Below are 23,672 nucleotides of genomic sequence, written 5' to 3'. Positions count from 1 at the left end.
ATGACTAACACCATTCTGGAAAAGGATATTGCTCACACCCATGAGCAGGGTCATGAGGATGCTGGCTCGCTGAGAATCTTCGGCTTCTGGATCTATCTGATGACCGACTGCATTCTCTTCGCGACGTTGTTCGCTGGCTATGCCGTGCTGCGCGACAGCGTCGCGGGGGGGCCCTCGACCGTAGACATCTTCGAACTGCCTTACGTCCTGACCGAAACGATGCTGCTGCTGTTCAGCAGCATCACCTATGGCTACGCGATGCTGGCGATGAACAGGAACGAACCCAAGTATGTGATTCGCTGGCTCGGGCTGACATTCCTGCTGGGGTTAGGGTTTATCGGGATGGAGATCAACGAATTCCATCACCTGATTCAGGAAGGTTATGGGCCCGACCGCAGCGCATTCCTGACGGGCTTCTTTACGCTCGTTGGCACTCACGGTGCTCACGTCGCCACCGGTCTGATCTGGATGGCCGTACTGATGGTGCAGGTTCGCAGCAGCGGCATTACCGACAGCACATCGACGCGGCTCAGTTGCCTGAGCCTCTTCTGGCATTTCCTGGATGTGGTGTGGATCTGTGTGTTCACCGTTGTTTATCTATTGGGAGTGGTCTGACATGTATCACCAAAGCCCCGTACACAGCAGCGCCGGGACCAGCCATGGGAGCAATCGCTCCTACCTGATCGGCTTCATTCTTTCCGTGGTGCTGACGATCATTCCGTTCGCACTGGTGATGTACCCCTCCCTGCCGCGCAACATCACGGCATGGCTGGTGGTGGTCATCGGCGCCATTCAGATCTTCGCCCACCTCAAATACTTCCTGCACCTGGATACGGCGGCGGAACAACGCTGGAACCTGATCGCACTGATTTTTTCCGCCGTTATCATTCTTTTGCTGGTTGGACTTTCGCTATGGATCATGGACAGCATTCACCACAATATGCTGGCGCACTGAAGCATCACGCTGCGCCGCTGAACATCATTGTTCAATTGACGAAGCCGGGCATTATTTTCGGCAATCTCGCTTCGTTGTCAGGCGGATACTTCTTGGCGAGCGATGCAAGCCTGGAGTCGCCCTCCAATCTGCTGGCGGTCCTCGTCGGCACCGCGCTGGTGATCGGTTGCGGATGTGTGCTGAACAACTGCATCGACCGAGACATCGATCGCCGCATGGTCCGCACCTGTCATAGGGCACTGGCCATTCGGGCGATCTCGTTGAAGGCCGCGGTGTGCTACGCGATTGTGCTGGGCATCGCCGGATTCGCTCTGCTATGGACCGCCAGTAACCTGCTCGCCTTCACATTGGCGCTCACCGGGCTGGTGATATATGCCGGGCTTTACAGTGGCTGGCTCAAGCGCCATTCCCATTGGGGAACCTTGGTCGGCAGCCTGTCGGGCGCCATGCCGCCGGTGATCGGGTACTGCGCCGTCAGCGGAAAATTCGACTTGATTGCCGCGTTGCTTGTCTTGGTTTTCTGTTTGTGGCAAATGCCCCATTCACATGCCATTTCGGTCATGCGCCGGGATGATTTTCGCGCAGCGGGGCTGCCGTTGCTCACCTTCAGCGCAGCCAGACGGCAGATCATCGTCTACATGCTGGGTTTCGTCTTGAGCGCGACGGTGCTAGGGGTGGCGGCCGATTTGAACGTTGTTTATTTCGGCGTCGTTCTGGGCCTTGGGGGCTATTGGTGTGCGCTTGCGTTCAGAATTCCGTCCACGGCCGATCGGCGCCAGTGGGCCCGCAGCATTTTCACGTTTTCCATCATCCTCATCCTGGCGCTCAACCTGGCGATGTCGCTGGGCTCGGTGCTTGTTCGTCCTTTAGCCGGGCCAGGCCATTAGCAGCCCGCGCTCGGCCTGGCACAGACCTGGTTGTCGTCACCTCGCATCCATCCATGAGGCAAGGTGACGAATCCTGGTGGAGCCGCCGACACACACGCCAGGCATTGAAAAGAGAGTGCTGCAATGTCCTTCGCCTACGATGGCTTCGCGTCCGTGACCTTATTTAGCCTGAACGATGGCGTGACCTCTGCGTCAACCGTTAACGACAACCTGTTGATCAAGCTGCGCGAGGATGAGTCCCTCGATCTTGCAACGGTTCATTGGGCAGGACGGATTCAGGCTTCGGGACACATCAACCGGGTGATCATTGACCTGCCGCGGGGGCCGCGCTTCGAAGGCGCCCTGGTAGACGGTTTCCCATTCTGCGACGTGGACTGGTTCTGTTTTCAGATCGAGGCCCCTTGATGAGACAGGAAGTCGGCGACGCAGCCAAGCGTCGTGCAAACGCGCCAGATCGCTGCGAGCCATTCAGGCGCTTTCGGGAGGTAGAAAAAGATGAATTTATCTGCAATGGAGCGAGGCCTGCTTTGCCAGCGAAGAATACTTGCAGAATTCGGGGAGCTGGCTGTGATTGGCGAGGATCTGGACGCGATTCTTGAGTCTGCTTGCAAAGGAGCGGGTGAGGCGCTGGGTACACACCTGGCCAAGTTCATCCAGCTCGACACCGATCATCGGCAAATGTGGGTACGTAGCGGCGTGGGCTGGAAGCCGGGGGTGGTCGGCCACACGAGGCTTGAACTCGAACAGGGCACGCCAGAGTGGTATTCGCTCAGTGTCGACCATCCGGTCATTGCGCCAAGCATCGCGCTGGAGCGTCGGTTCGTGATCCATCCGTTTCAGGAGGAAAACGGCGTCACTGCTTTCGTCAATATCATCGTCTACTCGCCGCATGACCATAAGCCGATCGGCATTTTCGAAGTCGACAGCCGAACGCCTCGCGCCTTCAGCGAAAGCGACGTGGATTTTCTGCGCAGCTATGCCAGCCTCATCGCGGCTTGCTTTGGACGGTTCCGCATTACCAATGCCATCAAAGACGCTGAGGCCAGACTGCGCGAAAGCGAGCGTCGCCTGCGAATAGCGGTTGAGTTGAACCCACAGATTCCCTGGACCGCGGACCCCACCGGCGCGGTAACCTCAATCGACAGCCGCTGGACCGGATTCTCAGGCCTGCAACGCGAAGACACCCTTGGTCAGGGCTGGCGGGAATTCACCCATCCCGAGGACCTGCCCACGGTCGTCGAGCGTTGGGGTGAAGCGTTGGTCAGTCTGGCGCCTTTCGACGTGCAAGTGCGGCTGCGCAAGAACGATGGTCATTACGATTGGTATCAAGTGCGCGCCTTTCCTGAACTGGATGAATCGGGCCGCTGCCAGCATTGGTACGGCACCGTTGAGGACATCACCGAACGCATCCGCCTCGAAACCGCGTTGAGAGAATGGAACGAGAATCTTGAATCGCGTATCTCAGAACGCACCCAGCAGTTGCAGGAAGAACAACGCGAACGCGAGGCAGCCGAAGCGAAGCTTCGCCAAAGCCAGAAAATGGAAGCAGTCGGTCAATTGACGGGCGGTATCGCTCACGACTTCAATAATTTGCTGGGTAGCATTTCAGCGAGCCTCGAACTGATGCATTTACGTATCGCCGCCGGCCGCTTTGCCGACGTTGCCAAATATCAGGCATTGGCGTTGACCTCGGTCAGGAGAGCGGCTGCATTGACCGGCCGATTGCTTGCCTTTTCTCGGCAGCAGCCACTGGATGCCAAGGTCATCGATCCGAACGAGGTCGTCGCAGGGCTCGAAGACCTGATCCGTCGAACAATGGGGCCCACCGTGCAAGTACGCTGCGAATTGACATCGGTGGGCAGCATCAGCTGCGACCTCAATCAGTTAGAGAATACGCTGCTCAATCTTTCCATCAATGCCCGCGACGCCATGCCATCGGGAGGCACGCTGGCCATCCGTACGCGGCTTCTGGAGGTTGACGCACGGACAGGTCAGGACAAAGACATACGGCCCGGACGGTACGTCATCATCTCCGTTACCGACGATGGCTGTGGAATGGACGAAGACGTCCTGAGGCGAGCGTTCGACCCGTTTTTCACGACCAAGAAAATGGGCCAGGGAACCGGTCTGGGCCTGTCGATGATCTACGGCTTCACCCAGCAGTCGGGCGGGCAAATCCGTATCCACAGCACGCCGGATGTGGGCACGACGGTTTCGATGTATTTCCCGCTGGATCAACGCAACGCCGACACATTAACGGGAACCATGACTGACGCCCCTGTGTTACCTCGTGACAAGGGTAACGGCGAAGTCATATTGCTAGTTGATGACGAGACAGGGATTCGCGAGGTAGCGGTCGATCTGCTGAATGATCAGGGCTACACCCTGTTCGAAGCGATTGACAGCGAGTCGGCGCTAAGCCAATTCGACAAGCTCGATCGTCTGGATTTGTTGCTCACCGATATCGGCCTGCCCGGTGCGATGAACGGACTTGCCCTCGCCAAGACCCTGAAAGCTCGGCGCCCTGAACTGAAGGTCCTCTTCATAACGGGGTATGCCAAGGCCGAAGGCATCAGCGAGGGGGCGTCGCTGGGTAGGGTCCTTACCAAGCCTTTCAAAGTCGACGAGCTCTTGGATTGCGTGAAAGCCGTACTCGACTGAAACAGACAACAGGAGAAAACCATGACAGTGCATGTCATTAACTTCACTGCTCCCATCAACTCTACTACTTGCGGTCAGCTCATCGAAAAGTCTTCGGTTGCGATAGAGCGCGGCGCATCCACTTTGGTAGTCAATATCGCGACCATGGGCGGCGAATGCAGCTACGGATTCACGATGTACAATTTCTTGCTTTCGCTGCCGATTCCCGTGCACACGCATAATCTGGGCACCGTCGAATCGATGGGCAATGTTGTATTTCTGGCGGGGGAGCGACGTACAGCCTGCGCGCATAGCAAATTCCTCTTTCACCCCTTCCACTGGCACCTCAACGGCTCCGTCGACCATTCACGCATGTCGGAGTACGCGATGAGTCTGGATTACGATCTGCAGTTGTATGCACGCATCGTCGCGGAACGCACACCCGACGCCCGTGAGCCACTGGATATCGAGAAATACCTGACCGCGGCACCGCGCATCCTTGATCCTCGGCAAGCGCTGGCCAGCGGTATGATCCATGCGATCGAATTGCCGCAAATCAACGGCGCGTGTGTCAGCTACTGCATTCACTCGTAACGCGCTGCGCCCAGAGGGACGCTGCGCCCAATCGGCGCCGTCAGGCTCATCTCAGGCAGGTGGGCGCGGGAAACCACCCGCCGCCAGTTTTTGATGGCGTGATGGTGCCGCTCGCTGGCTGCTGTCCATTCGGGACCGAACGCAGCACCCCGCCGAACCAGACGCATAACCTCTTCAGTGGCGGCCAGCAGTTCAAGTTTTACGCTTAACCACTTCCATCTCGTATGAGTCAGGCATTGCATTCGCTCGTAGCCGAAATGGTCAGGAAAGAAAAATGTACCGCCAAGCAGTTGTAGCGGTCCTGATGGGCAGAATCAACCGCATTTCAGTGCACCCTGACGAACGTCGCTGCCTGAATCGTCCTGAGCGCCTGCTTCAACGTGTCTGATGCAGGCGTTGCGTATCTTGTCGTCGCCTACGCTCAATGTGCGATCCCGGAAATAACGACCTCCTTGCCCGCATGTTCATACTGCGCTACGAGGGCATTTGCCAGGCTTCGTTTTGCCTGAGTTTCGCCATGTACCAGACGAATTTCGGGGGGCCATTCCTTCATCCGCGTGACGAATCCGACAAGATCCGCCTGATCTGCATGGGCCGAGTACCCTCCCACGCTCTCAATGCCGGCACGAATGTCTACCCGTTCGCCGTCAAGCACCACGAACCCTCCATCGGGCCCACGAGTCTGGATATCTCTCCCCGGGGTGCCCTTGCCCTGATAGCCGATGAACACCACGTTGTGCCGAGCGTCACTCAGCAGTTGCTTGAGGTAATTGACGATTCGACCGCCCGAGCACATGCCATTGCCAGCGATTACAACCGCGGGCCGACCTGTTTCACGGAGGTGGTCGACAACGCGAGTGTGTTCGTCGTGAGTGTCTACCGTGATCAACTGCTTGAAGGACAGCGGTTTACGTCCCTCCTGCAGACGATGCACCGCCTCTTTATCCCAATAACCCTGAAGTTCTTTGTAAAGGGTGGTGAATCGGCTAGCCAGTGGTGAATCCAGCAGGATCGGTAGCTGTGGCCAGCTCACATCCAGCGCCTGTTGCGCAGGTTTCCCTGGTGAGTCCTGAGGGGGCCTTGCGGTACGCTCGGCCTGTTCGTGGATGATCTCTTCGAGTTCGTACAGCAAGTCTTGTGTACGGCCAATGCTGAAGGACGGTATAAGCACGGCGCCCTCATCCGCCAACGCTCGTTCCAAGGCAGCCTGAAGACGTTGCCGCCGATGGAGACGGTCTTCATGAAGCCGGTCGCCGTAAGTGCTTTCTAGAATTAACAGGTCCGCGCGTTCCGGAGGCACTAGATCCGGCAATATCGGCGAATGCGACGCCCCTAGGTCGCCACTGAATACAATGCGACGAGGGGACCGCCCAGCCTCGCCCAGGTCCAGCTCGACATAGGCAGATCCCAGCACATGCCCTGCCGGCTGCAAACGCAGTTGGCATGTGATCTGGTCACTCTCATGCAGGGTGAACCAGCGTCCATAAGGCAAAGCGATCAGTCGGCTTTCTACAAGGGCCAGATACCGTTCCAGTTCATGCTCGTCTCGACTCACTGAAAGCTGAAACGCATCTTCCAGAACAATTGGCAGTAACCTGGCCGATGGCTCGCTACACAGGATCGGGCCGTCGAACCCCGCCGCCAGAAGATTCGGGATGCGACCGACGTGGTCTATGTGGACATGCGTGATGATCAATGCCTTGATGCCGGTGATGGGAAAATCCAGCGCTAACCCCTCCCCCGCGCTCTCGAATTCTTCACCTTGAAATTGGCCGCAATCGATTAGCACGCTGTTGTCTTTGTCCACCCAGAACTGATGACAGGAACCGGTGACTCCTTCGCCTGCACCGTGATGAACGATTTTCGGACTGTCCATGTACACTCCATCGACCGTGAACGTCATAGCCTATCTGCTGGATGGCAAACCTGCGCACTAAACAGTGGCCAGGCTGCAGCTCCTGGCCATAACGCTGCTGACCTGAAGTTCGGGCTTATTCCGCTCTTTGAAATGCCGCTTGCAACTGCTCACGAGCTTGATGCCAATACTCATCCTCAGAACCGTCTACTCGGCCGTTCGACTCCCACAACTCATAGGCGCGTTGGCGAATATCCTCCTCGCTGACGGTGGGCGCAGGGTTGTGCGCTTCACGATCACTGTCGACCCTATCTCCCTCAGTCGATGACTGGGTCGGTGAGTGAGGAGCGTCGGCTAGAGCCGATGTCAGCTCTTGCGGGTCGCCGGACGTAGGGTGTTCTACAGTGTTGTCATTGAAATTTGCCATGCTGATCACCTCTCATCAATGAATGCAACGCCCACAGGGGCTGTATCCCATTCGATGAAGTTCAACAGACCGAGTTTTATAAGCCTGTTCGCATCGCGACAGATGGCTGAAAGATGGCGCAGGGTTGGTTGAAACCCAGGGCATGGATAACAGGATGCTCAGTCCTTTGCCGCGCGTACTTTGCCGCTGAACACCCTGAATCCGAATGTGTTGTAGAAAAGCGTCACCGGGATCAGGACAGCGAAGCCGATCAGCATAAATCGCTGACTGACCGGCCCCGAAGCAGACCCCGACAGCGTTAGGCCAGGCGGAATGATCAGCGGGTATAACGTTGCGCCCATGATCATAAATCCAATGACAAAAACGCCGAGCGCGCTGAACAACGGCAAGAAATGAAAACGAGTTCGCAATCCTGCAAAGAAGCCCGCTATCAGGGTCAAAATCGAAACGCTGGCGGGTACTACGACTTCCGTCATGGCAAGTCGTGTCGCGTATTGCTCGGCCAATGTAGAGGTCCACAATACAAGAACAAGCAGCAACGCAATCGTCAGGCAAGCAAACGCCTTTGAGCTTGCACGTACCGTCAGTTGAAGTTCGTCCCCCGTCCGCCAGTAAAGCCAACATGCACCAAGCCACAGATATGCCACCACCAGGACCGCGCCGCAGTAAATTGGAAATGGGCTTATCCACTCCCAACCCGTCCCGCTGAACTGACCGTCCCGGATCGGCACACCTTGAACCAATGTTCCCAATACGGCGCCCTGGCACACACCGACTACCAATGATGCCAAACCGAGCAGACGGTCGATCACCCGCTTCAGCCCACGGCGGGACGCTTCATCGCGAAACTCCAGCGCCATGGCCCGCACGATCAGCGCCATGAACATGACGATGAAAGGGATATAGAGCGCTGGTAGCAGAACTGCATATGCTTTGGGAAATAACGCGAGCAGCCCACCGCCACCGAGCACCAGCCAAGTCTCGTTGGCATCCCAGATGGGCAGGATGGAGATCGCCATGGCGCGACGGTGCCGGGCGCTTCGGGTCACGCCCATCAGCATTCCCACGCCTAAGTCGGCGCCATCGAGCAGGACATAGCTCAACACCGAAAATGCAAGCGCTGCGCCTGATAGCACAATGGTCCAGTCACCCCAGCTCATCGACCCTCCTCATGATCTGCCAATCTCATCGGCAATCGTCGGCTGTGGACCTGCTTCGCCCTGTTTCACTGGTTTACGCAGGATACGCAGAAGGACCCAACACCCGATTCCGAAGACCACCAGGTAACAGCTCAGGATCAGCACGGTCGAGCTCAGGACCTGCTGATGAGACACATGAGAGACGCTGTCGGACGTTCGCAATAAGCCCCAGACCGTGAAAGGCTGCCGGCCGGTTTCGGTGACTACCCAACCGCTTATCATCGCCGCGAATCCGGCGGGTGCCATCACTACGCACCATCGCTGCAGCCACCTAGCTTCGTAAAGACGTTTTCTGTACCTGAGAACCAGGCTCGTGACACCCAGGCCCAGCATCAGAATGCCCAATCCCACCATCACGCGCAAAGCCCAGAACACGACAGGAACGGGCGGGATATCTTGGGCCGGAAACTCATCCAGCGCCGCTATCGTTCCGCTGAGATCGTGGCGCAGATACAGGGAGGCAATTCGAGGGATCGCCAGCTCGAAATGATTACGGCGCTCCTTCATATCAGGGATGGCAAACAAACGTAGCGGCTCCCCGGCGCCCTCCGGCGGACGAGTCCAGGAGCCCTCCATTGCCGCGACTTTCTGGGGCTGAAACTTGAGGGTGTGCTCCCCATGCAGATCCCCGACGACCACTTGCACCGGAGCCAATACAGCAACGGCCCATAGCGCGATGGAAAACTGCACTCGCGCATGCCTGCTGGTGCGGTCCCGAAGCAAGTGCCAGGCAGACGCTGCGGCGATAAACATCGCCGTGGCCAGAAGCGTGGCTAACGTCATGTGGGCGAATCGATAGGGAAAGGAGGGATTGAAAATGATCGCCCACCAATCCTGCGCAACAAAACGGCCATCCGCTGCAATCGCGTAACCGGCCGGTGTCTGCATCCAGGAATTGGCCGCCAATATCCAGAACGCGCTGATCAGCGAACCGATCGCTACGGCACAGGTTGAAAAAAAGTGCAGACGTGGGCCGACTTTTTTCATGCCGAAGATCATGATTCCCAGAAAACCCGCCTCCAGGAAAAACGCTGCCATGACTTCATAGAACATGAGAGGCCCGATCACTTCCCCCGCCTGGGAGGAAAGACGCGACCAATTAAGGCCAAACTGATATTCCAGAATCAAGCCAGACGCCGTTCCGATTGCCACGTTAAGGGCAAAGATCTTCAGCCAGTAGCGATAGATGTCCAGGTAAGTCCGGTCTCGGCGCCAAAGCCAAAGCGCCTCCAGCACCATCAGGAATTGAGCCATGCCGATGGTGAAGGCAGCCAGCACAATGTGGAAACTGATGGTGATCGCAAACTGGACCCGGGCGGCCAGTAGAGCGGCTCCAATACTCTCCATACAAAACCCGCCCTCCGCCGCCTAGATAACCTGATCTTTATCAGGTATGGCATGGTCCGCCTCTGAAGCGCCTGGCTGCGATCTGATTAGCACCACCGGAATGGATTTAGCGGCAGGCACCTTGCTCCGTTTCGCATGGTGCCAGACAGGAATCAATGGGTTCGACTCAGGGTAGTAAGAGGCTGCGCAGCCCTCTGGAATGTCATAGGCAATGATTTGAAAAGGCCCAACTTCACGCGTCACCTGAGGCTCGATGGCAGTACGCAACCGGACCCATTCGCCAGGCGCATACCCTAGACGGACGATATCGCTCCTGTTCATAAAAACGACGCTGCGCGTACCCTTTACACCACGAAAACGGTCGTCGTAGCCATAGACGGTTGTGTTGAATTGATCGTTGCTGCGTAAAGTCATTAGCTGAAGAACATCTCTACGGCCGGGATCGACATCCGCATCGTCGTTTTCGTCCAGACCGGAGGGTGATACGAACTGCGCTTTACCCGAAGGCGTTGCCCATTTGCGCTGGGCGGCACCCAGCGGACGATGAAAGCCGCCCGGCTCCCACATGCGAGCTTCCATGTCATGGAAGATGTCAGGGTATACGACGCTGATCGCGTGCCGTATTGCAGCGTAATCTTGCTGCCACTGCTGCCACGGGATCTGGGTCTTGCCGCCAAGGGTCGCCTGCGCAAGCCCCGAAATGATGGCCACCTCGGATAACAGATGGCTGCTGGCAGGCTCGGCATTACCGCGCCAGCCGCGAATGCACCCAGTGCTGTCCTCGGTGCTGTAGGCCTGCTCCAGTCCGTTTTGCCGGTCTACCTCGATTCGGCCAAGGCAGGGCAGCAGCCACGTCTGTGCGCCAGCGACAAGATGGGTGCGATTGAGCTTGGTGGCAACCTGAACGCTGAGCGACAAGCCCGACCATGCAGGCTCCATGCGGCTGGTATCAGGTACCGCCCGCAGAAAATTGCCACCCAACCCGATAAAGCCTTTGACGCTACCCTTCAATATGCCTTCGCAGGCATCAATGGTCGTCAGGCCTTTTTGTTCTGGGACCTTGAAGCCGAAAAGCCCTTCTATTTTCTCCTTGGGCACTTTGGCCGGGTCTTCGGTGATACCGACTGTTCGTTGCCCCTGGACGTTGGAGTGGCCTCTGACCGGACAGATCCCCGCACCTGCTTTACCTATGTTGCCGCGTAGCAGCAGAAGGTTAACCAGCATCTGCACGTTCTCGACCCCATGGCGATGCTGAGTCATGCCCATTCCGTAAATGACCATCACTCTCTCGCTTCGCGCGTACACCGTCGCAGCAGATTCCATAGCGGCGCGGCCAAGGCCCGAAATCCGCTCGAGCTCTTGCCAGTCGTGGCGTTCCACCTCAGCCTGGAAAGCGGAAAATCCTTCGGTGTGTCGGTCAATAAAATCGTAGTCGATCACTGCCTGGCCATTGTTATGTCTGGCGCGGTGATCCATATCAAAGAGTGCCTTGGCAATTCCAAGCACCGCTGCAGTGTCGCCGCCGATCTTGACCTGATGATATTGCGTGCTGATGGGCGTCGACTGGGGGCCCAGCATCTCGGTCGGCGATTGCGGGTTCACGAAGCGCTGCAGCCCCCTCTCTCGGATCGGGTTGAACGTGATGATGGGGACTTTTCGCTTTCGGGCCTCCTGGAGCGGATGGAGCATCCGAGGGCTGTTGCTGCCCACATTCTGGCCGAAGAAAAAAATGCAATCCGTGTGTTCGAAGTCAGCCAGCGTCACGGTACCTACCGGTACGCCGATACTTTCCTGCAAACCTACCGAAGTGCTCTCGTGACACATGTTCGAGCTATCCGGCAGATTATTGGTCCCGTATGCGCGGGCGAAGAGCTGATACATGAAAGAAGCTTCGAGCGATGCCCGCCCCGATGCGTAAAACACCACCTCGTCCGGTGAAAGGCTGCGCAGACAATCACCCACTCCCACGAAGGCCTCTTCCCAGGTCGTAGTGACGTATCGGTCTGAGTTCGGGTCGTAACGCAACGGGTGAGTAAGCCGACCGTGTTGCTCAAGATCGTGGTCGCTCCAGTTGCGTAGCTCGCTCAAGGAATGCCGCTGAAAGAAGTCAGGTTCAGTGCGCAACGACGTCAATTCCCATGCGGTCGCTTTGGCCCCGTTTTCACAGAATTCCAGCGCATGGGGTTCACCGGGCTTGGCCCAGGCGCAACTCACGCAGGCGAAACCGTGAGGCTTGTTCTGCCTGAGTAACGCTTTCGCACCCTTGAGTACGGTCTGTTCCCGCCAAAGAATGTTCATCACCGAATGAGCGGAGCCCCACCCTCCCGAAGCGGACGTATACGGACGAAAACGAGCAGACGAGTGGATCAGTCGCATAGGGCACCTTCTCGAAGAGCAGTCATTACTGGTGTGTCTAAATGTTACGAGCCTGTGGCCGGTGAAAGGTTCGTGATATCTGCGCTTGCTGTTTCGATGATTGCCGAAGTGCTCCAGATGGATACCGCTGGCTTGATCGCCATTCCTCGGCGGGATGGAACCAAGCTTGATACCCGATTTTCAACACTTCACTGCTCACTCGATCAATCCAGTCTGGAGTCATTTATGAGCCCTCGATCAAGTTTCGCCACGCTCGCTATCAGCGCGTTTATTGCCGGTGCGGGGTTTGCACAAAGCGTTGCCGCCGATCCGACCCACAGTCTCAAAAAGGTCGCCAGCTTCGATCATCAAGTGACCGGTGTTACGGCCAGTGAGTCGGGGCGGTTGTTCGTCAACTTCCCCCGATGGACAGAAGACTCCGAGGTCTCCGTCGCGGAGTTGCTTCCTGATGGCGATCTCAAATCCTATCCCGACGCCAAATGGAACGGCTGGCGAAATGCATTGCAGGACAGCTTGACCGCCAATGACCGCTGGGTTTGCGTGCAATCGGTCGTGGCAGACAAGAAGGGTAATCTTTGGGTAATCGACGCAGGAGCTCCAGCGCAGGCTCAGGTCGTACCCGGCGGGCCGAAGCTGGTGAAAATAGACCTTGCCAGCAACTCTGTGGCCAAGGTGTATCCGTTTGGGCTAGATGTTGCGCCGCAGGGAAGCTATCTCAACGATGTGCGCCTGAGCCCGGATGGCAAGTTCGCTTACATCACCGATTCAGGGACCAGCGGCGCTATCGTTGTGCTGAACCTTGAGACCGGCCAGGCCCGTCGTGCGCTGGATGGCGCACCGAGCACCCAGTTTGAAAAAGGCCTGATGGTCAAGGCCGATGGCAAACCACTGCAACGGCCCGATGGCCGTGGCGTGCAGTTTTCAGCGGATGGCATCGCGCTCTCGCCCAACGGCGACACGCTGTATTGGCAAGCTGTCAAGGGCAAGACCTTGTACCAGATCCCCACGGCCGCCCTGCAGACCTCGCCACTTGCGGACCTGTCAAAGTCGGTTGAAAAGGTGGGCGACAATGGACCTGCTGACGGCCTGCTAATGGATAGTGCTGGCACGTTGTACGTCAGCTCTGTCGAAGACCACTCGATCAAGGTACGCAAGGGCGGCCAACTCAGCGTGCTGTTGCAAGACAAGGACATGCGCTGGCCAGACACCTTCACCCAAGGACCGGATGGGACGATATACGTCACCGATTCGCGTATCCCCGACATGAATTTCTACGACCCCAAACAAGCGCCAGCGCTGAAGACCTCGCTTTATAAAATCGTGACGAAGGACTGATGCCGTGAGGTGAATGGTGATAAGAACCAGCACGCAGCCAACTACAGCAAATGTACGCCACGGATGGCAAGCATGGATGATAAGTGACGCTTGTTTGTTGATCATTAACCTCACATGCCGCTTTATGGCCGCTTGGTCGTTCTGTCGGTTTAACCAAGTGAGTTAGAACAGGCACGCCAACACTACGATCGATTTAATAAAACCAGATTCGCTTCTATCTGTCTTAGGCTGGAGATGGCCAGTACTTATGGAGCGTTCTCATGATCACCGAAGAAACGGTAGATTATCTGCACAAGAATGGCTTGCTGTTGGCGACCGCCGAATCCTGCACAGCGGGCCGGATTGTTGCTCTGCTTGCCGAGGTGCCAGGAAGCGGCTCGTTGGTGGAATGCGGGTACGTCGTTTACTCGCCCGAGGCCAAACAACGGCTTTTGGGCGTCAAGCCTGAGACGATCGAGCAGTTCAATTTGACCAGCGTCGAGGTGGCACGAGAAATGGTCTTGGGCGCGCTACATGACAGCCCGGCCACGGTAGCTGTCGCAACCACCGGCCTTTGCGGTAACGAAGATGTAGACGGCATCCCGGCCGGCACAGTCTGTTTCGCCTGGGGTTTTGTGGCCAATGGGAGGCGAAGCGTTTTCACGCAGCAACTGCGGTTTTTTGGTGACAGGGAAACCATGCAGCACTACGCAGCATTGCATGCCCTAAAAATGCTGCCGCATTTCCATCAGCGAATGCTGGCCGGCGAAACGAGCTAGAGCAGCCGTTTATGCTCAAGCACCTATACCGTTCATCGCCTACGTAATTAAGCGCTGGAAATCTTTTTGTTTCCCCACCCCTCGAAACTTATGCAAGCGTCGAGGCCCATAGAGGCCGAGCGCACTACCTGAGCCAGAGGAAAGCCTAATGTTTCTACACAATAAGCGCCTTCAATATACCGTTCGCGTGGCCGAGCCAAACCCAGGCCTTGCAAATCTGCTCCTTGAGCAATTTGGTGGAGCACAAGGCGAACTCGCTGCCGCGGCGCGCTACTTCACTCAGGCATTGGCAGAAGAAGATCCGGGTCGCAAAGACCTGCTAATGGATATTGCCACTGAAGAACTAAGTCATCTGGAAATCGTAGGGTCCATCATTGTGATGCTCAACAAGGGCGCCAAGGGTCAGCTCGCCGAGGGGGTACAGCAAGAAGGTGAGCTTTATCGCGCTATCAATGGTGCAGGTAACGACTCTCACATCACGAGCCTTCTCTACGGTGCAGGCGCTCCCTTGGTGAACTCGGCTGGCGTTCCCTGGACCGCTGCGTATGTGGATTCGATCACTGAGCCTACTGCCGATTTCCGGTCAAACATTGCGGCAGAGGCGCGTGCCAAGATCGTTTACGAACGCCTGATGAACGTAGTCGACGATCCAGGTATCAAGGACGCTTTGGGCTTTCTGATGACGCGCGAAATCGCTCATCAACTGTCCTTCGAGAAAGCACTGCACTCCATTCAACCCAACTTTCCACAAGGTAAGCTGCCTGGCATGCCGGAATTCGCGCGCACCTATTTCAGCATGTCGAACGGTGAGCCAAATGTACGTGGTCCCTGGAACAGCGATGCAGAGTTCGAGTACGTAGAGAATCCCCATCCAGCGGTCGATGGCGGCGACGGTACGGCCTCCGTCGAGCTGAGCGAGGCTGATGCCGTCACCTTGACCATGATGAAGGAGCGCACCAAGTCAGACCTGACGGCGAGCCCCGTGACAGGGGCGGACCTTGGCTCAGGTTTGTCCCAAGGCAAAAAAGAGATTTAAACAACGTTTGGGATGCTTGGTCAGGCATCCCTTTTTCATCTCCAACAAGGAACCGGACATGAAAGCTTTGAATAATATGCCGCAGTCGAAAACGATCACCCGCCTTGGCTCCCGCCCCTCTTTGGTCCTGGGCTTGTTCATCTTCATCGCTGGCAGCTCAGTGTTGGTCGCCGAGGGATTGGACCTGCTGACCAGGTGAGGTGGCTGACATGCGTCGCGTTAATTTATTTCCACTGCGTCTTGCCCGCTTTCTTATTGCGTATTTTGCATGGATGGTTCGGCCAACCGGACCTCGCGATCGACTTCTGCGTAAGTGCAGACGCGAACATGAAGTGGACCCGTCACGACAAAAGCAATCGCACCTGTACATGGATGAAAAGGCATCGATTCGAAGGAACGCTCGTCGGACATGACCATGCCAATTGCTACGCCAAATCCGCATCGATTAAGAGGGGAAAAAAGTGGATCTGCTCATTCTGGGTACCAGCGCTGGCGTACCCACACGGATTCGTAACGTCAGCGGCACGGCAGTCGTCGAATCCACTGGAAAAAACTGGTGTCTGGTGGATTGTGGCGAGGCAACGCAGCATCGTCTGCTGCGCACCTCCCTCTCACTCCACACCCTGCGCAGCATCTTCATCACCCACGTCCATGGCGATCACTGCTTCGGCTTGCCCGGTCTGCTGACCACTGCCAGCATGTCGGGCCGCACCGAAGCGCTCGATGTGATAATGCCGCAGGCGCTGCATGAGTGGGTGCTTCAAGGGCTAAGCGTCACTGGATCACATCTGGGCTTCGAGCTTCGCTTGCAGGCAGCCGAGACATTCGCCGGCTGGCAGGCGGGCAATTTCCAGGTCAGCGCGGTAGCGCTTTCACACCGTGTGCCTTGCCATGGCTATGTGTTCGACGAAATCAACCGTGACGGGCGCCTGGACGTGCAGCGCTTGGAGGACGAAGCCATTCCACGCGGCGAACTGTGGGGAGAACTCGCCCGTGGTCATGATGTCGAGCACGAAGGACGTTTACTGTTTGCCACCGATTATCTTCAGCCCGCACAGCCCTCACGTCGAGTCATTGTGTGCGGTGATAACGATACGCCCGAATTGCTCGAAGATGTCGCGCGGCATGCCGATGTTCTGGTGCACGAGGCAACGTTCACCGAAGCGCTGGCCAAAGGTCGAGAAAACTATGGACACAGCACTGCAGCTTCCGTTGCGCGCTTTGCTGAAGACGTCGGCGTCAGGAACCTTGTATTGACACATTTCAGCGCACGGTATCAGGACAATCCCGAACGCAGCCCCTCGATCGAGGACATCCACGCTGAGGCGCAACAGAGCTTCAGTGGCGAGCTCATTTTGGCCAGGGACCTCAGGCGTTATCGCCTGGCACGTGACGGGCGGCTCACCTGGCTCCCCGACTCTGTAAGGACCATACCCAATGAGCTTTAGGCGGCAGCGGCGGCGATCGAACAATCACCGCCTCCCCGGCATTTCAACGATTGCCTGCCCACACGCCCGGATGACGATCGGCCCAAGGAAGGGCGCGCTCCAGTTGCCCTGCCAACGCCAGGAGCATGCCTTCAGCGCCAAACCTGGCCATGAACTGCATGCCAATCGGTAATCCGCTGTGAGGGTCGTGTGCCAGCGGTACTGACATCGCTGGAGCACCGATAACATTTGCCAGCGCAGTGAACGGTGATTGGCTGAACACCTGACTCATCCAGCCTCGCCCATCCAGATATTGCTGTTGCGCATTGTACTGACCGATCACTGGCGCCAAGTTCGGCAAGGTCGGCGAAAGCAATAGATCATAACGCTCGAAATAATCGCCAAGCTTTCTGGCGACAACATTGCGCTCAAACAACGCGCCCAATAGATCGGTCGCACTTAAGGTCTTGCCGTATTGGTATAGGGACAGAGTCGCCGGCTCCAGGTGAGCGGCATCGACACCGCGGCCGGTTGCCGCTGCAATTGCGTCGATCCAGGCGGCGGTGTTGGCAGACCAGAAGCGGCCATTGAGCTCTACAAACCCCTCCCAGCTCAATCCAATATCCGGCTTGACCTCCTCGACCCTGTGCCCAAGACTTTCAATCTGCCGCACGGTCTCCTGCAGTGCAGCTTGCACCGCGGGATGCAGCGCTTGACCGTCAAGCGGCCGAGTTTGCACCCCGATGCGTAATCCACTGGGCTCACGCCGGGATTGCTCGATGAAGCTGGTTGCCGGCGACTGAATCTGAAAGGGGTCACCTGGAACGTAGCCCTGGACAGCGTCCAGCAATGCAGCACTGTCACGCACCGTACGAGTCAGGACACCATGCACGGCAAGGCCGCTCCAGACCTCGTCAACATCGGGGCCCATTGGTACCCGCCCACGACTGGGCTTCAAGCCGAACAGACCGCAAAGCGAGGCTGGGACACGGATTGAGCCACCACCATCCGTGGCGTGAGCCACGGGTACCATGCCGGCCGCTACCGCCGCCCCCGAACCACCACTTGACCCCCCTGCACTGCGTTCCACATCCCAAGGATTACGGGTGGGTCCAGTCAGACGGCTTTCAGTCGTGGTGCTTGCGGCGAACTCGGGGGTCGTGGTCCTGCCCAGCGGCATCAAACCGGCACGACGGAGGCGGCGCATCAAATGTGAGTCGGCCTCGGCCGAGCAACCAAGTGCCAAGGCACTGCCCAGTTCACTGCGACGTCCCTGCGCGGCGATGCCCAAATCTTTGATCAGAAAAGGCACGCCATAGAAATCGCCTGGTTGCGGCGCAGGCTCGTCGAGCCACGTCTCCACCAGCGCGTTAAGGTGAGGGTTAAGCGTCTCGATGGCTTGCAAAGCCGCAGCACGAACCTCAACCGCACTGACCTGTCTGGTCTGTATCAGTTGGCTCAGCCCCGTGGCATCGTGAGCAGCGTATTCTCGAAGGTGCATGACATTCTCCAGTTCAGTATGATAGTTACTCACCAGTATCGGGAGATACTTATTAGTATCATGCGATACCAATGGGTATCACTGTCAAGAGGAGTTTTCATGCGCGCGTCACCCACACCCCAGCTTCCGCCAAGAGAACGCATCATCGAGGCGGCTCAGAGATTGTTCATGGAGCAAGGGATCACCCGCGTCAGCGTGGATGCGATCGCGGCACTGGCAGGGTCAACCAAAATGACCGCCTACCGACACTTCGAAAACAAGGACGCATTGATTCTGGAGTGGCTTGAGCGGCTAACCGAAAGCTACAGCGATGTCTTCGACCGCCTGGCATCGCAGCATCCAGATTCGCCACGCCAGCAGCTCTTGGGATTTCTTGACTTCATCGTTGCGGGTCTGGAAGGTTCGGGTTACCGCGGCTGCCCGTTCACCAATACGTTGGCAGAGCTGCCAGAGGTTGATCATCCGGCCCGTCAGCTGATCGTGGCCCACAAAAAAGCGCAGTTCGCTCGAATGACTGCACTCTGCACCGCCATGGCTTTGAGCGAGCCTGAGCAGGTCGCGCAGGAGCTGACTGTACTCATGGAGGGCGCTCAGGTCGTGGCGCAGAACAAGGGGATTGAGAATATAGGCGAGCGCTTGATCCAGATGGTGAACCGGCGGTTGGGGCATTAACGCCCCCCTCGTGCGATGCACCGATCAATCGTGATCACTGCATCCATAGTCATGGCGGTTGGAGAAAGAGGCACCCATCAAGTAAAAACACCCACCTGCCACGATGAAGGCAGCGAGCATATAAAACATGAAATGCGGTGGCTGGGATGCCAATGCAAATCCGCACAATACCGGGCCCAGTGCGCCGCCAAGGCTCGACAGGTTTTGCGCACCGTAATACATGCCGCGCAAATGCTCGGGCGCGATGCGATCGATGAACATGTACTCGGCGGGGAACACAATGACTTCCCCCACGGTGAATATTCCTACTGCCACGGCCCAATGCAACACGCTGGTGGACAACGCAAATCCGACAACCCCTAGCAGAAACAGACTGAAGCCCGCGGTCAACCATCGATTCAGATGCTCGTTGGTGATGCGCTTGCCGACGAGGTACTGCAGACAGATCACCACCGTCGCATTCACGGCCACCACCGCGCTGATGACCTGATAGGTGAATTCGGGTGTGCTTGTAGTCACAAGGTATTGCGAGATATAGCCGGTGAACTGGCCGAACGCTACTGCGCTCAGCGCGCCGCCAATGGTGAAGCAGACCAGACGGTAATCTTTCAGCAGAATGCGCCCCACAGAAGCGAAGGAGATGGGCGGACTGGCCCGGTCAGTGGGGGTGAGCGTCCTGTCACCCCAGATCATATACGTCAGAAAGGTCCCGACGCCCAGGGCCGCTGAGATGAGGAACGGCAATTTCATGTCCATGTGCGCGAACCCTGCGCCAATGAACGGCCCCACCGCGTAGCCGATATTGATCAGCGAGTAGCGCACCGAAAACACTTTGCCCCGCTCGGCTTCTGGCAGCAGTTTGCCGAACGCGGCCTTCACCACAACATCGATCACCGAATAAGCAAAATTGAATGCCACCAGAAACAGGAAAAACATCCAAAGGTGCGCAGTAACGCACATCCCGATGAAGCCCAGGGTGAAAAACCCCGTAAAGGCCAGGATCAGTCGATAGCTGGATATTTTGTCTGTCAGGTAGCCGCCGTACACGCTCAGCAGCGAGCCAACGAGCATGGCGCTGCCGACTACCAGACCGATGTCACTGACTCCCAACGCGAAGTTGGAGGACAGATAAATAACCATGTAGGGCAAGGTAATTGCTCGGCCCATTGTCAGGAACAGCGACGACAGCAGCAGCAAATTGACCGAAAACGGATAATGTCTGAAGGCAGCGAGCATCTGCATCGTTTCCCAGGGTGGCCGCATCAGAGCCGAGAAACATATCGTTACACATTCAGCGTCGGCTTCCCAGCACCTGCTTGATGCTTTGTCAATCCGCTCTTACCAGCCCATCCCAACCGCGCGTCACCCGCCTTAGAAGCCTACTTGCTACAACCGAAACGACTGCCGCATCGCGTGCGCCAATAGGTCCACAGCTTTATCTGCGCGAGATGCAGTGTTGCGCACGAACACAATGTCATGGTCAGGAATGACCGGCAGCCCCTCCAGTATCTGCATGCGCTCGGTGACTTTGCCACGGTCAATCAGGCTGACCGCCAGCCCTGCCTCCACACACGCCTTGACTGCCTGATTGGAGGGGCTTTCGAGGACGATCCGCGAGCGGCGGCCCGACGCCTTGAGCGATGCATTCATGGCTTCGCGATAAGGACATTGCACGGCGTGAACCGCCAGTGGCAGCGGATCCTTGAGCGCCATCGCAGCATTGGCCGCTCCGACCCAGACGGGCGTGGTGGACATCAGCACCTCAGTGTCGGGGTCTGCCTCTCCCTTGGGCTGCGCGACCACCGCGGCCTGCAATTTGCCGCGTTGGACCAGGTCTCTCAGCGCATAGCTCGGCCCGGTCTTGAGCTCCAGCACCACGTTTGGCCAGGCAGCCACAAAGGTCGGCAGGATGTCTTGAATGACATGCGCCGCGTATTCGTCAGGAACGCCCAATGTGATGCGTCCTGCGAGCTGAGCGCCACGCAGATCCGCCAAGGCTTGATCGTGTGTACGTAACAGCTCGGCGGTCGAGATCAGCAGGCGCTTTCCCAACGCAGTGAGGGAGACTGACTGGTTATCTCGGTTCAGCAGACGGCCGCCGGCCACCGCCTCAAGACGCTGGATGTGGACACTTACCGCAGCCGGGCTTTTATGCAGCTGCTCGGCTGCTGCGCTGAATTTCCCAACGCGCACCACAGCATGGAAGGTGCGTAACAGATCGATGTCGAGAATCGCCGTCATGATTCAATCCGGTTGAACAACTGATGCAAGATATTTTGATTTATTAGATTACTCTACGCTCGTAGCCTGTGGGCATGAATCAGCACATTTCGACTCATCATAAAAAGCCGATCCGTCGCCACGGGCTTCACACATTGCCGCTGCCCTTGCTTGAGGCGGGGCTACTGCTGACCTGGAGTTCCGGATTCATTGGCGCACGCTTTTCCATCGATTACGCCCCAGCGCTGCTGGTGGTGTTCTGGCGATGTGTGGTGGTTTCCCTCGTTCTGCTCCCCTTCGTGTATCGGACGCTACGCAGAACCCCTTTTTCCATCCTGCTAAAAAATGCAGGCATAGGGCTGCTGGCGATGGCGGGCTATCTGACTGGCGTGACTCAGGGCATCGCGCTCGGCGTTCCGGCGGGGCTGGCGGCGCTGTGCGCAGACCTGCTGCCACTGGGGATGGCACTGCTGGCAGCACTGGCATTGGGCGAGCGGTTGGCTCGCCAGGTCTGGATGGGGCTGATCGTTGGATTGGTCGGCGTATTGTGGGTGACCCATGGCGCGCTGGTGGTGGGTGATGCACCGCTGTGGGCCTACGGCCTGCCGGTGGCGGGAATGCTTTCTCTGGCAGTGGCGACGTTGTGGCAAAAACACGCCAGCAACTCACAGTCATTGGACCTGCTTGCGAACCTCTGGCTCCAGTGTTTCGTCTCGAGTTTTGCCTTCGCCGCCATTGAGGGGAGTCAAGGCAGTCTGATGCCGATCCCCACGGCGGGTTTCGCTATGAGCGTACTTTGGACGGTCGGGCTGTCTACACTCGGCGGCTATGGGTTGTACTGGGTATGTTTGCGTCGGACCTCTGCGACCCGCGTCGCCAGCGTGCTCTACCTTAGCCCGCCGATCACCATGCTCTGGGCCTGGGCCATGTTCGATGAACCTCTGTCATGGGAGATGGCGGCCGGGATGGCGATTTCTGCCACAGGTATCTGGATGGTCGGGCGCGCCGAGGCTAAAACCGCGTCATATGACACCGATAGCCCGGCAGGTTGACTGCTACTTCTGGCCGGCAAATGGTGGGGCCGAGGACCCCGTGACCGGCTCTATCCATGCCGGCCTGGCGCCTTACTGGGCGCAGCGTTATAACAAGACGCGCCTGTCGGCGTTGCAGGCCTCTCAGCGCGGCGGTGTGCTGGACTGTCGCGTAGCAGATGGGCGCGTGTTTGTGGCGGGGGATGCCGTGCAGTATCTGGAAGGGATTATCAGCCTCTAACCCAGCCGCGCGGTTAACGCCTCAACAGTCTGCCTCAGGTGTAGTTACGTGCCCGTGGGTGACGTCAGTTGTCGGCCGATTCTGTCCCTCGGCAGATCCATATTCACAGGATGACCTGCCTAATCCTCAAGCCACCGTCCATAAAGTCGAGGGAACTGCTCGCGCACCCAATCCACAAACACCTCAACCTGCGGCGCCAGGTGCGAGCGGCTTGGGTACAGCACTGAGACAGGCCTTGGGTGCGGACGATAGGGGCGCAGCACCTCAACCAATGTGCCTTGCGCAAGAAACCGATCCAGCGTAATCCCAGGGGCCTGGAGAATGCCAAAGCCTGCGACCCCGCACTCTACGTAAGCGTTGGACTCGTTGACGGTGATGCCTTGGCGACTGACATGAAATTGCTCACGACCCCCATCGACGAAGCGCCAGGCCTGTGGCCGCTGGTTGTGGCCTGACAGGAAGGTCACGCCGCGGTGCGCATTCAAGTCCTCAAGGCTTTGGGGCTCGCCATGTTCCGCCAGGTATCGCGGCGCCGCGCAGGTGACCATGGTCGCCAGGCCGATGCGACGGGCCACGAGGCTGGAACTGGGTAATTCACCAATCCGCAAAGCACAGTCCACGCCCTCGGCAACCAGGTCCACAGTCCGATCAGTCACCCCGAGGGCCAGCTCGATTGCAGGGAAGAGCGTCGCAAACGTACGCAGGCTTTCGATGAGACCAGGTTCGGAAAACGCCGTCGGAATGTCGACTCGCAGTCGACCACGGAGGGTTGAGCGTGGAGACGCAAACATCGCCGTCGCACTCGCGACTTCGCCAAGAATCGATTTGACGCGCTCGTAGAACTGCTCTCCTTCGGAGGTCAGTCGCACCGTACGGGTGGTGCGCTGAAACAGACGTACGCCCAGGGAGGCTTCCAGTTCCTGGATCGCTCGCGTGACTTGAGGGCGGCCGATCTGCATCGCGTCGGCTGCGCGGGTGAAGCTGCCGAGTTCGGCCAACCGGGCGAATACCTGCATGGACTGGAGCAATTCCATAACGTCATCTCACTCATGATTTGTTGCGTATCCAACGCAAGCAGTCACTCTGATTGTTATCTCCACAAATAACAATCCTGTGCCGTACCAGGCATTTATCCCGCAGCCACCCTTGATGAGAATGTCGTCAACTGGGA

The 23,672-nt window shown here is 57.6% G+C and carries 22 protein-coding genes and 1 pseudogene; 14 read left to right on the top strand and 9 right to left on the bottom strand.

The features are described from left to right. From cyoC to BWR59_RS02655, 6 genes are all read left to right on the top strand, one after another. A complete protein-coding gene (cyoC, locus tag BWR59_RS02680) occupies positions 1-615 on the top strand; it encodes a cytochrome o ubiquinol oxidase subunit III (RefSeq protein WP_081564105.1) in 615 nt (204 codons plus the stop codon). Between the two features lies 1 nt (position 616). Continuing rightward, on the top strand, positions 617-955 hold the full coding sequence (gene cyoD, locus BWR59_RS02675; RefSeq protein WP_081564104.1) for a cytochrome o ubiquinol oxidase subunit IV: 339 nt from the start codon (positions 617-619) through the stop codon (positions 953-955). After that, complete coding sequence (gene cyoE / locus BWR59_RS02670) at positions 913-1,842, top strand: heme o synthase (protein WP_081564103.1); 930 nt, start codon at positions 913-915, stop codon at positions 1,840-1,842. The genes cyoD and cyoE overlap by 43 nt, the downstream gene beginning before the upstream one ends. Before the next feature lie 123 nt (positions 1,843-1,965). Beyond that, the gene (locus tag BWR59_RS02665; protein WP_081564102.1) at positions 1,966-2,247 is read left to right on the top strand and encodes a hypothetical protein; all 282 of its coding nucleotides are present in this window, start codon (positions 1,966-1,968) and stop codon (positions 2,245-2,247) included. A gap of 90 nt (positions 2,248-2,337) precedes the next feature. After that, positions 2,338-4,503, top strand: coding sequence for an ATP-binding protein (locus tag BWR59_RS02660; protein ID WP_081564101.1), 2,166 nt, complete (start codon positions 2,338-2,340; stop codon positions 4,501-4,503). A 21-nt stretch (positions 4,504-4,524) separates the two neighbouring features. Continuing rightward, a complete protein-coding gene (locus BWR59_RS02655; RefSeq protein WP_081564100.1) occupies positions 4,525-5,076 on the top strand; it encodes an ATP-dependent Clp protease proteolytic subunit in 552 nt (183 codons plus the stop codon). A 421-nt stretch (positions 5,077-5,497) separates the two neighbouring features. Here the strand turns inward: BWR59_RS02655 and BWR59_RS02645 are convergent, their stop codons facing one another. The 5 genes from BWR59_RS02645 to BWR59_RS02625 form a co-directional block, all read right to left on the bottom strand. Then, positions 5,498-6,952 carry an MBL fold metallo-hydrolase gene (locus BWR59_RS02645; RefSeq protein WP_081564099.1) on the bottom strand — a complete coding sequence of 485 codons (1,455 nt, stop codon included), beginning with the start codon at positions 6,950-6,952 and terminating at the stop codon, positions 5,498-5,500. 115 nt (positions 6,953-7,067) lie between these two features. Beyond that, positions 7,068-7,358: a DUF2934 domain-containing protein gene (locus BWR59_RS02640; protein WP_081564098.1), complete on the bottom strand. Its 291-nt coding sequence runs from the start codon at positions 7,356-7,358 to the stop codon at positions 7,068-7,070. A gap of 158 nt (positions 7,359-7,516) precedes the next feature. Next, entirely contained in the window at positions 7,517-8,518 is a 1,002-nt protein-coding gene (gene cydB, locus BWR59_RS02635; protein ID WP_081564097.1) for a cytochrome d ubiquinol oxidase subunit II, read from the bottom strand. Between the two features lie 9 nt (positions 8,519-8,527). Then, positions 8,528-9,904 (bottom strand): cytochrome ubiquinol oxidase subunit I, encoded by a 1,377-nt coding sequence (locus BWR59_RS02630; protein WP_081564096.1) that lies wholly within the window; start codon positions 9,902-9,904, stop codon positions 8,528-8,530. A gap of 21 nt (positions 9,905-9,925) precedes the next feature. Beyond that, positions 9,926-12,280, bottom strand: a complete 2,355-nt coding sequence (locus BWR59_RS02625) for an FdhF/YdeP family oxidoreductase (RefSeq protein ID WP_081564095.1) — start codon at positions 12,278-12,280, stop codon at positions 9,926-9,928. Between the two features lie 96 nt (positions 12,281-12,376). Here BWR59_RS02625 and BWR59_RS02620 point away from each other — a divergent pair, with 96 nt between their 5' ends. The 5 genes from BWR59_RS02620 to BWR59_RS02605 all read left to right on the top strand — a co-directional run bounded on the left by BWR59_RS02620 (position 12,377) and on the right by BWR59_RS02605 (position 16,857). Then, the gene (locus BWR59_RS02620; RefSeq protein ID WP_230981943.1) at positions 12,377-13,615 is read left to right on the top strand and encodes a major royal jelly family protein; all 1,239 of its coding nucleotides are present in this window, start codon (positions 12,377-12,379) and stop codon (positions 13,613-13,615) included. A 260-nt stretch (positions 13,616-13,875) separates the two neighbouring features. Then, a complete protein-coding gene (locus BWR59_RS02615; RefSeq protein ID WP_081564093.1) occupies positions 13,876-14,373 on the top strand; it encodes a CinA family protein in 498 nt (165 codons plus the stop codon). A gap of 148 nt (positions 14,374-14,521) precedes the next feature. Beyond that, positions 14,522-15,409, top strand: a complete 888-nt coding sequence (locus tag BWR59_RS02610; protein WP_081564092.1) for a manganese catalase family protein — start codon at positions 14,522-14,524, stop codon at positions 15,407-15,409. 58 nt (positions 15,410-15,467) lie between these two features. Further along, positions 15,468-15,608 carry a hypothetical protein gene (locus tag BWR59_RS32325; protein WP_168184439.1) on the top strand — a complete coding sequence of 47 codons (141 nt, stop codon included), beginning with the start codon at positions 15,468-15,470 and terminating at the stop codon, positions 15,606-15,608. 262 nt (positions 15,609-15,870) lie between these two features. Then, complete coding sequence (locus tag BWR59_RS02605) at positions 15,871-16,857, top strand: ribonuclease Z (protein WP_081564091.1); 987 nt, start codon at positions 15,871-15,873, stop codon at positions 16,855-16,857. 43 nt (positions 16,858-16,900) lie between these two features. On the opposite strand, the gene BWR59_RS02600 is transcribed toward BWR59_RS02605, so the two are convergent. Further along, positions 16,901-18,337, bottom strand: coding sequence for an amidase (locus BWR59_RS02600; RefSeq protein WP_081564090.1), 1,437 nt, complete (start codon positions 18,335-18,337; stop codon positions 16,901-16,903). A gap of 99 nt (positions 18,338-18,436) precedes the next feature. Here BWR59_RS02600 and BWR59_RS02595 point away from each other — a divergent pair, with 99 nt between their 5' ends. Continuing rightward, complete coding sequence (locus BWR59_RS02595; protein ID WP_081564089.1) at positions 18,437-19,009, top strand: TetR/AcrR family transcriptional regulator; 573 nt, start codon at positions 18,437-18,439, stop codon at positions 19,007-19,009. 24 nt (positions 19,010-19,033) lie between these two features. On the opposite strand, the gene BWR59_RS02590 is transcribed toward BWR59_RS02595, so the two are convergent. After that, complete coding sequence (locus tag BWR59_RS02590) at positions 19,034-20,245, bottom strand: MFS transporter (RefSeq protein WP_081564088.1); 1,212 nt, start codon at positions 20,243-20,245, stop codon at positions 19,034-19,036. A gap of 150 nt (positions 20,246-20,395) precedes the next feature. Further along, positions 20,396-21,250 carry a LysR family transcriptional regulator gene (locus BWR59_RS02585; protein ID WP_081564087.1) on the bottom strand — a complete coding sequence of 285 codons (855 nt, stop codon included), beginning with the start codon at positions 21,248-21,250 and terminating at the stop codon, positions 20,396-20,398. A gap of 74 nt (positions 21,251-21,324) precedes the next feature. On the opposite strand from BWR59_RS02585, the gene BWR59_RS02580 reads away from it, so the two are divergent. Continuing rightward, entirely contained in the window at positions 21,325-22,281 is a 957-nt protein-coding gene (locus BWR59_RS02580; protein ID WP_081564086.1) for a DMT family transporter, read from the top strand. Positions 22,282-22,285: 4 nt separating this feature from the next. Beyond that, a pseudogene (locus tag BWR59_RS02575) lies at positions 22,286-22,501 on the top strand (PhzF family phenazine biosynthesis protein); the annotation flags it as partial. 119 nt (positions 22,502-22,620) lie between these two features. On the opposite strand, the gene BWR59_RS02570 reads toward BWR59_RS02575, so the two are convergent. Further along, positions 22,621-23,535, bottom strand: a complete 915-nt coding sequence (locus BWR59_RS02570) for a LysR family transcriptional regulator (RefSeq protein ID WP_178111206.1) — start codon at positions 23,533-23,535, stop codon at positions 22,621-22,623. Positions 23,536-23,672 lie beyond the last annotated feature (137 nt).

The organism is Pseudomonas sp. Bc-h (genome assembly GCF_002080045.1).
Taxonomy (GTDB): Bacteria; Pseudomonadota; Gammaproteobacteria; order Pseudomonadales; family Pseudomonadaceae; genus Aquipseudomonas.
This window is presented reverse-complemented; position numbering and strand designations above follow the sequence as displayed.

Bases quoted from the DNA above. Each gene is read 5' to 3' on its own strand.
- cyoC (WP_081564105.1), top strand. From the start codon at position 1: ATGACTAACACCATTCTGGAAAAGGATATTGCTCACACCCATGAGCAG.
- cyoD (WP_081564104.1), top strand. From the start codon at position 617: ATGTATCACCAAAGCCCCGTACACAGCAGCGCCGGGACCAGCCATGGG.
- cyoE (WP_081564103.1), top strand. From the start codon at position 913: ATGGATCATGGACAGCATTCACCACAATATGCTGGCGCACTGAAGCAT.
- BWR59_RS02665 (WP_081564102.1), top strand. From the start codon at position 1,966: ATGTCCTTCGCCTACGATGGCTTCGCGTCCGTGACCTTATTTAGCCTG.
- BWR59_RS02660 (WP_081564101.1), top strand. From the start codon at position 2,338: ATGAATTTATCTGCAATGGAGCGAGGCCTGCTTTGCCAGCGAAGAATA.
- BWR59_RS02655 (WP_081564100.1), top strand. From the start codon at position 4,525: ATGACAGTGCATGTCATTAACTTCACTGCTCCCATCAACTCTACTACT.
- BWR59_RS02645 (WP_081564099.1), bottom strand. From the start codon at position 6,952: ATGGACAGTCCGAAAATCGTTCATCACGGTGCAGGCGAAGGAGTCACC.
- BWR59_RS02640 (WP_081564098.1), bottom strand. From the start codon at position 7,358: ATGGCAAATTTCAATGACAACACTGTAGAACACCCTACGTCCGGCGAC.
- cydB (WP_081564097.1), bottom strand. From the start codon at position 8,518: ATGAGCTGGGGTGACTGGACCATTGTGCTATCAGGCGCAGCGCTTGCA.
- BWR59_RS02630 (WP_081564096.1), bottom strand. From the start codon at position 9,904: ATGGAGAGTATTGGAGCCGCTCTACTGGCCGCCCGGGTCCAGTTTGCG.
- BWR59_RS02625 (WP_081564095.1), bottom strand. From the start codon at position 12,280: ATGCGACTGATCCACTCGTCTGCTCGTTTTCGTCCGTATACGTCCGCT.
- BWR59_RS02620 (WP_230981943.1), top strand. From the start codon at position 12,377: ATGATTGCCGAAGTGCTCCAGATGGATACCGCTGGCTTGATCGCCATT.
- BWR59_RS02615 (WP_081564093.1), top strand. From the start codon at position 13,876: ATGATCACCGAAGAAACGGTAGATTATCTGCACAAGAATGGCTTGCTG.
- BWR59_RS02610 (WP_081564092.1), top strand. From the start codon at position 14,522: ATGTTTCTACACAATAAGCGCCTTCAATATACCGTTCGCGTGGCCGAG.
- BWR59_RS32325 (WP_168184439.1), top strand. From the start codon at position 15,468: ATGAAAGCTTTGAATAATATGCCGCAGTCGAAAACGATCACCCGCCTT.
- BWR59_RS02600 (WP_081564090.1), bottom strand. From the start codon at position 18,337: ATGCACCTTCGAGAATACGCTGCTCACGATGCCACGGGGCTGAGCCAA.
- BWR59_RS02595 (WP_081564089.1), top strand. From the start codon at position 18,437: ATGCGCGCGTCACCCACACCCCAGCTTCCGCCAAGAGAACGCATCATC.
- BWR59_RS02590 (WP_081564088.1), bottom strand. From the start codon at position 20,245: ATGCTCGCTGCCTTCAGACATTATCCGTTTTCGGTCAATTTGCTGCTG.
- BWR59_RS02585 (WP_081564087.1), bottom strand. From the start codon at position 21,250: ATGACGGCGATTCTCGACATCGATCTGTTACGCACCTTCCATGCTGTG.
- BWR59_RS02580 (WP_081564086.1), top strand. From the start codon at position 21,325: ATGAATCAGCACATTTCGACTCATCATAAAAAGCCGATCCGTCGCCAC.
- BWR59_RS02570 (WP_178111206.1), bottom strand. From the start codon at position 23,535: ATGGAATTGCTCCAGTCCATGCAGGTATTCGCCCGGTTGGCCGAACTC.